Source organism: Cupriavidus sp. 05N40 (assembly GCF_056397305.1).
Genome location: NZ_JBFTND010000136.1, coordinates 21676 through 28249 on the forward strand (window position 1 = coordinate 21676; position 6574 = coordinate 28249).

General features: G+C 68.6%; 9 protein-coding genes and 1 tRNA gene. 8 read left to right on the forward strand and 2 right to left on the reverse strand.

The genetic code is table 11. The features are described 5' to 3' along the window. Positions 1–162 precede the first annotated feature (162 nt). From rph to hemW, 3 genes are read left to right on the forward strand one after another with little or no spacing between them, the layout of a single operon-like run. Positions 163–882: a ribonuclease PH gene (gene rph / locus AC1DO7_RS27145; protein ID WP_441612435.1), complete on the forward strand. Its 720-nt coding sequence runs from the start codon at positions 163–165 to the stop codon at positions 880–882. Positions 883–908: 26 nt separating this feature from the next. Further along, complete coding sequence (rdgB, locus tag AC1DO7_RS27150) at positions 909–1523, forward strand: RdgB/HAM1 family non-canonical purine NTP pyrophosphatase (protein WP_441612436.1); 615 nt, start codon at positions 909–911, stop codon at positions 1521–1523. Beyond that, a complete protein-coding gene (gene hemW, locus AC1DO7_RS27155) occupies positions 1520–2758 on the forward strand; it encodes a radical SAM family heme chaperone HemW (protein WP_441612437.1) in 1239 nt (412 codons plus the stop codon). Before rdgB ends, hemW begins: the two co-directional genes overlap by 4 nt. A gap of 72 nt (positions 2759–2830) precedes the next feature. Here the strand turns inward: hemW and AC1DO7_RS27160 are convergent, their stop codons facing one another. Then, the gene (locus AC1DO7_RS27160) at positions 2831–3373 is read right to left on the reverse strand and encodes an outer membrane lipoprotein (RefSeq protein ID WP_441612438.1); all 543 of its coding nucleotides are present in this window, start codon (positions 3371–3373) and stop codon (positions 2831–2833) included. Positions 3374–3604: 231 nt separating this feature from the next. On the opposite strand from AC1DO7_RS27160, the gene AC1DO7_RS27165 reads away from it, so the two are divergent. The 5 genes from AC1DO7_RS27165 (at position 3605) to AC1DO7_RS27185 (ending at position 6237) form a co-directional block, all read left to right on the forward strand. Continuing rightward, a tRNA-Ser gene (locus tag AC1DO7_RS27165) sits at positions 3605–3694 on the forward strand. A 400-nt stretch (positions 3695–4094) separates the two neighbouring features. Then, on the forward strand, positions 4095–4226 hold the full coding sequence (locus AC1DO7_RS27170; protein ID WP_441612439.1) for a hypothetical protein: 132 nt from the start codon (positions 4095–4097) through the stop codon (positions 4224–4226). Then, positions 4223–4741 carry an RNA polymerase sigma factor gene (locus AC1DO7_RS27175; RefSeq protein WP_441612440.1) on the forward strand — a complete coding sequence of 173 codons (519 nt, stop codon included), beginning with the start codon at positions 4223–4225 and terminating at the stop codon, positions 4739–4741. The genes AC1DO7_RS27170 and AC1DO7_RS27175 overlap by 4 nt, the downstream gene beginning before the upstream one ends. Next, positions 4738–5508 (forward strand): anti-sigma factor family protein, encoded by a 771-nt coding sequence (locus tag AC1DO7_RS27180; RefSeq protein ID WP_441612441.1) that lies wholly within the window; start codon positions 4738–4740, stop codon positions 5506–5508. The genes AC1DO7_RS27175 and AC1DO7_RS27180 overlap by 4 nt, the downstream gene beginning before the upstream one ends. 267 nt (positions 5509–5775) lie before the next feature. Next, positions 5776–6237, forward strand: a complete 462-nt coding sequence (locus tag AC1DO7_RS27185; protein ID WP_477116765.1) for a hypothetical protein — start codon at positions 5776–5778, stop codon at positions 6235–6237. Positions 6238–6257: 20 nt separating this feature from the next. Here AC1DO7_RS27185 and AC1DO7_RS27190 read toward each other — a convergent pair whose 3' ends face one another. After that, on the reverse strand, positions 6258–6572 hold the full coding sequence (locus tag AC1DO7_RS27190; protein WP_477116766.1) for a hypothetical protein: 315 nt from the start codon (positions 6570–6572) through the stop codon (positions 6258–6260). Between the last annotated feature and the right edge of the window lie 2 nt (positions 6573–6574).

Here is a 6574-nt window from a genome sequence, read left to right on the forward strand (position 1 = left end):
GGGGCCGGGCAATCCGGCCAGGGGGTACCGCATAAGCCACTCTTCGCGCAAAAAGCCGGGAATGGCGCGCCATCCGCGCGCCATGCAGACGCCGAACGGGCGCGCGCGGCCTGGCGGCGGTAAAATCCCGCTCCTGGACTGTCTCCCGAGAAAAAATCCCCCATGCGACCAAGTGGACGCGCTGCCGATGCGCTGCGCCCTATCACCCTGACCCGTCACTACACCCGCCACGCCGAAGGTGCCGTCCTGAGTGCGTTTGGCGACACCAAGGTCTTGTGCACGGCCAGTGTGCTGAGCAAGGTGCCCCCGCACAAGAAAGGCAGCGGCGAAGGCTGGGTCACCGCCGAGTACGGCATGCTGCCGCGCGCCACCCATACCCGCTCGGACCGTGAGGCCGCGCGCGGCAAGCAGACCGGCCGCACGCAGGAAATCCAGCGCCTGATCGGCCGTGCCATGCGCTCGGTGTTCGATCTCGCCGCGCTGGGCGAATACACCATCCACCTCGATTGCGACGTCCTGCAGGCCGATGGCGGCACGCGCACGGCGGCCATCACCGGCGCCTTCGTGGCCGCGCACGATGCCGTCTCCGCGATGCTGCGCGACGGCCTGATCAAGACCAGCCCGATCCGCGACTTCGTCGCGGCCGTGTCGGTCGGCATGGTGGACGGCGTGGCCGTCCTCGACCTCGACTACGCCGAGGACAGCGGCTGCGACACCGACATGAACGTCGTGATGACCGGCAGCGGCGGCTTCGTCGAAGTGCAGGGCACCGCCGAGGGCGCGCCGTTCAGCCGCGCCGATCTCGACGCCATGACCCGCCTGGCCGAGCAGGGCATCGCCGACCTGGTGACGCACCAGCGCCGCGCGCTGGGCCTGGCCTGATGGCTGGATCCCATACGGTGAACGCAATGCAACGCCTGGTCCTCGCCTCCAACAACCCCGGCAAGCTCGGCGAGTTCGGCGCCCTGCTGGCGCCGCTGGGCTATGACGTGGTGCCGCAAGGCCAGCTTGGCATCCCCGAAGCCGAAGAGCCTTTCGCCACGTTCGTCGAGAACGCGCTCGCCAAGGCGCGCCACGCCAGCCGCCTGGCCAGCCTGCCGGCGCTGGCCGACGACTCCGGCATCTGCGTGGACGCACTGGACGGCGCGCCGGGCGTCTACTCTGCGCGCTACGCGCAACTGGTGGGCAAGGCAAAGTCCGATGCCGCCAACAACGCGCACCTGATCTCGCAGCTGGCCGGCAAGCTCAACCGCCATGCCTACTACTACTGCGTGCTGGTGCTGGTGCGCCACGCCGACGATCCGCGCCCGGTCATCGCCGAAGGCGTGTGGGCCGGCGAGGTGGTCGACGCACCGCGCGGCAATGCCGGCTTCGGCTACGACCCGCACTTCCTGCTGCCGCAGATCGGCAAGACCGCGGCCGAGCTGAGCCCCGAGGAGAAAAACGCCGTCAGCCACCGCGCGCTGGCGCTCAAGGTGCTGACCGAACGCTTGCGCGCCTCGGGCCAGCACGGCCAGCCATGATCCCGATCATTCCCGTGGGCGCGGCGAGCGCGCCGGCGGACACCAAGTCGCTGTGGCTGCAGCCCGGCCAGCTCTCGCTGCCGGCGTCGCCGCCGCTCTCGCTCTACGTGCATATCCCGTGGTGCGTGCGCAAGTGCCCGTACTGCGACTTCAACTCCCATGCCGTGCCCGGCGCGGACGGCAGCCACGATATCCCGGAAGACGCCTATCTCGATGCGCTGCGGGCGGACCTGGAACAATCGCTGCCGCTGGTATGGGGCCGCCAGGTCCATACCGTGTTCATCGGCGGCGGCACGCCGAGCCTGCTGTCGGCCGCCGGCATGGACCGCCTGCTGTCCGACATCCGCGCGCTGCTGCCGCTCGATGCCGACGCCGAGATCACGATGGAGGCCAATCCCGGCACCTTCGAGGCCGAGCGCTTCGCCAGCTACCGCGCCAGCGGCATCAACCGCCTGTCGATCGGCATCCAGAGCTTCAACGACCGCCACCTCGCCGCGCTCGGGCGCATCCACGGCGGCGACGAGGCGCGTGCCGCCATCGGCATCGCGCTGGCCAACTTCGATAACGTCAACCTGGACCTGATGTACGCGCTGCCGGGGCAGACCCTGGCGGAATGCGTGCAGGACCTGGAAACCGCGCTCTCGTTCGGCACCACGCACCTGTCGCTGTACCACCTGACGCTCGAGCCGAACACCTTGTTCGCCAAGTTCCCGCCCGCGCTGCCGGACGACGACAGCGCCTACGAGATGCAGGACCTGATCGAGGCGCGCACCGCGCAGGCCGGCTACCGGCACTACGAGACCTCGGCCTATGCCAGGCCCCATCGCGAAGCGCGCCACAACCTGAACTACTGGCGCTTCGGCGACTACCTCGGCATCGGCGCCGGCGCGCACGGCAAGCTCTCGTTCCCGCACCGCGTGCTGCGCCAGATGCGCCACAAGCATCCGGCCACCTACATGGCGCAGGCCATGGCCGGCAACGCAGTGCAGGAAAGCCACGACGTCGCCGCGGCGGATCTCCCCTTCGAGTTCATGCTCAACGCGCTGCGCCTGACCGACGGCGTGCCGGCCAGCACCTTCTTCGACCACACCGGCCTGCCGCTGCATACCATCAGCCGCGACCTGGCCGCCGCCGAGAAAAAGGGCCTGCTCGAAGCCGATCTGGCCACCATCAGGCCCACCGAGCTGGGGCGCCGCTTCCTCAACGACCTGCAGGAGATGTTCCTGAAGGGCTGAGCCCCGGCAGCGCCCCTGCAAGCAAAACGGCCACCCTCGCGGGTGGCCGATTGCATCGTGCGGCACCTTCGATCAATAGGGCATTGCCATGTCGTTGGCAACCTGGGCGCGGGCGCCGATGCGCAGATTGCTCACATTGCGCTGCGTGACCGTGGCCATGCGGCCATCGTCGAGACGCACGTTGACGCGATAGACGGTCTCGGTGCCGCTGCTGGCACGCTTCTCGACCTGGTTGCCTGCCACGCCACCCACGACCGCGCCGCCGATGGTGGCGACGGTATTGCCGGTGCCGCCGCCGATCTGGTGTCCCAGCAAGCCGCCGGCAACGCCGCCGATCACGGTGCCCAGCAGGCCCGAACTGCTTTGCTGCGTGGTGACCGGCTCGATCGACTCGACCCGGCCGTACAGCACCGATCCGGGTGGCGCCTGGTAGGTGGTGGCGCCCGGAGTCTGGTAGGCGGGCTGCTGCTGCGGCGGAGGCGGCGGGGCGTTGTTGTAGCCGCCGCCATACCCACCGTTATAGCCACCGCTGTAGCCGCCGCCCGGTGCCGCGCATCCGGCCAGACCCGCCACGGCGACCGCTGCCGCCACACCCACCAGAATTTTGCCCTTCATCAAATATCCTCCTCGATTGACCGCAATGTTGACCGCAATGGCTTGCATTGCCGAAAGCCGGGGAACGCGGCCCTGTCGCCATGCGCCCCCCCACGCATCATAGGAGCCCGGCACCACTTCGAAGGTTCCGCCCTGTCCGACAGACACCGACAAGACCACATCAGGCAATCCTGCCCAAGAGCACGCGACCAGGCGCAGCTCCCTTGCTATAATGCGCGCTCTTTCCTTCCCGGAAGCGTGGCCGAGTGGTTTAAGGCAGCAGTCTTGAAAACTGCCGATGGGGTGACCCATCCGTGAGTTCGAATCTCACCGCTTCCGCCAGTTTCCCTGTCACACGGCGGCCTGCGGGTTGCGTCATTGCGCTCCCGCCTTGGCAAGCGGCACGCGCGCCGGCCACGAGCGCTGGTCGCCCCCGGCGGCATGCGTGCCGACCTTCCCCCCTTGATGCCCGCAAGCCCGTGCACGGCGCTTGAACACTGAACGGCCCTGCGCGTCTCGATCGCGTGATCGCTTGATGACCGCATCAACGCCCTGCGCCTCCTGCCCGAGCGGCGGGAATAAATCCCGGTCGCGGCTCGTTTACCGTATTGGGCAGGCCGAACGGAACCCGGTGTGAGGACAGACGCGATGTCGAGGAGATYGATCGACACTGCGGCCGGTCGCCGGAGTCCTGCCTCATGCATCAGCCTGGCAATCCAGGGCAGGACACGAGGAGATCGAATTGGAAGTGCTTCGCCTGATTCCGGCCGTGCTGCCCGCCGCCATGGCGCCGGCGCCATATTTCACCGGCGGCTCGCCCGCCCCTTGCTACAGCGGCAGCCGACCGGGCAGCCTGGCCGGCTGGCTGCGGTGAGCCTGGAGCAAGATCTGGCGGCCTGGCTACCGCAACTGCGGCGCTATGCGCGCGCGCTGACGGGCGACGCCGCCTGGGCGGACGACCTCGTGCAGGACACCGTTGAGCGCGCACTCGGCTGGGCCTCGCTGCGCGCCCACAAGAATACGCGCGCCTGGCTGTTGACCGTGCTGCGCCACCTCTATATCGACCAGTTGCGCAAGCGGCATGAGTTCACCGTCGATGACGGCGACCCGCTCTGGGAGCGGCTGGAATCGCCGGACCAGCAGATCGAGGGATTGCTGTTGCGCGATGTGCAGCGCGCGCTGTACCGGCTGCCTCCGGACCAGCGCGAGGTGCTGTTGCTGGTGGCGCTGGAGCAACTGAGCTACCGGGAGGCCGCCGCGATCCTGCAGGTGCCCGTGGGTACCGTGATGTCGAGACTGTCGCGCGCGCGCGAGCACCTGCGCGCCCTTCTCCAGGATGGCGCCGGCCAGCGCCCCACCCAACTCAAAGCCGTGAGGAGCACGTCATGACCGACGATCGCGATCCTGCCACGCCGCCGGAGCCGGACCTCGAACGTCTGTCGGCCCTGGTAGACGGTGAGTTGTCGCCACGGGCACAAGCCGAAGCCCTGGCCGGGCTGGCGCATGACGAGCAGGCCACCGCGCGGGTGGCCGACTACCGGCGCCAGTGCGCCGCGCTCAAGGCGCTGTTTCCGCCGCAGCACGATGCGCGCTACCTGGTGGTGCGCGCGCGGCCGAACTGGTGGTGGCGTGGCGCAGCGGCGCTGGGGTGCCTGGTCGTCGGCCTGGCGCTCGGCACGGGCGCCGCCCGCTTGCCGGGTGCCGCGGCCGACCCCGCTGCCTTTGCCCGCCATGCCGACCTGGCCTATGCGGTCTTTGCCGTCGAGCAACGCCACCCGGTCGAGGTGCCCGCATCCGACCAGGCTCATCTCGTGGCATGGCTGTCGCGCCGGCTGTCGCGCACGCTGACCATCCCGGTGCTGGACGACTTCGGCTACAAGCTGATGGGTGGCCGGCTGCTGCCCGGCGCAACCGGCCCCGCGGCGCAGTTGATGTACGAGAACCCGGCGGGAGAGCGGCTGACCCTGTACATCGCCTCTGCCTCCTCCACGCATCCCTCGGTCAGCGTGTTGCGCGAGAATGAAAGGCGCACCTTCTACTGGGCCACCGGCGGCGCGGGCTATGCCGTTTCGGGACAAAGCACCGAGCCGCGCCTGCGGGAGATTGCACTGGACGTGTGCGGCAGCCTGGGCGGCGCCCCCGAGGAATGGCGTTGAGCGGTGGCCGATAAATCCCGTGCTCCGGGGGAATAAAGCCGGCACCTGATCCGTTTACATCGTGTGCAGGACCGTTCCGCGATGGACACGGAAACGGGACCCGCAGGCAAACCGATGTGCCTTCAGATAAGACCGGATTCCATACGGACATGCCGGAACGGGGCGCTGCGATCACAGACCGCTTTCACCGCTCTCGCCCCTCCCCCGGAAAACCAGCGCCGTAGGCCGTATCGTGACGTCGGGAGTTCTCGCTCGGGATGAACAACCATGGGCAAGCATTTCGCAGCCGCGGCGGCGGCACTGGCCGCCCTCGGCTTTGGCCTGCCGGCGGCAGGCCAGGACATATCAGGCCCACCCTGCGAGGAGATGTCGGGACAGGCCGTGATCAACGGCGTCCTGCAGCAAGTCCAGGGCCTGGCCTGCCTGCAACCCGATGGCAGCTGGCAGATGGTCGACACCGGCGACGCGGGCGTGATTACCTACGCCGCGCCCTACTATGACCCGTGGTATTGGGCACCATATGGCGTGGCGTTTGGCGGCGTGATCTTCATCGATCGCTTCCATCATGCCCACCATGTCGCACACGCGTTCTTCCGTGCGCCCGGGATGCGCGTCGGCGGTGGCTTCMGTGGCGGATTTCATGGCGGCGGGTTCCATGGGGGCGGTGGTGGCTTCCACGGCGGCTTCCATGGCGGCGGCGGAGGCGGCGGAGGCGGCGGCCATCACTGATGCGCATGCCATGGTGAACGTCACTCTCCGGCCGGCATCGTCAGCAGGCGGTACGCCTGCTCCTCGGAGATCTTCAGGCGGTAGTGACGAGACAGCATGCGGGCGAACTGGCGCGCCGCGGATGGCTCGCAGTGCCTGAGCTGTTCGCGGTAGGCCTCCAGTTCGAAACGCAGGCGCCAGCGCGGGCTGAGCAGGTAGAGCACGCCCATCAGGCCACCGGAGCGCCAGAATTGGCGCACATGGACCTTCTCGTGCTCGATCAGCGCATGGCTCGCGCCGGGCCGCAGCAAGATCAGCAGGCCGGGCGCGAATCCGTCGAAGCGGCGCGGCACCAGCC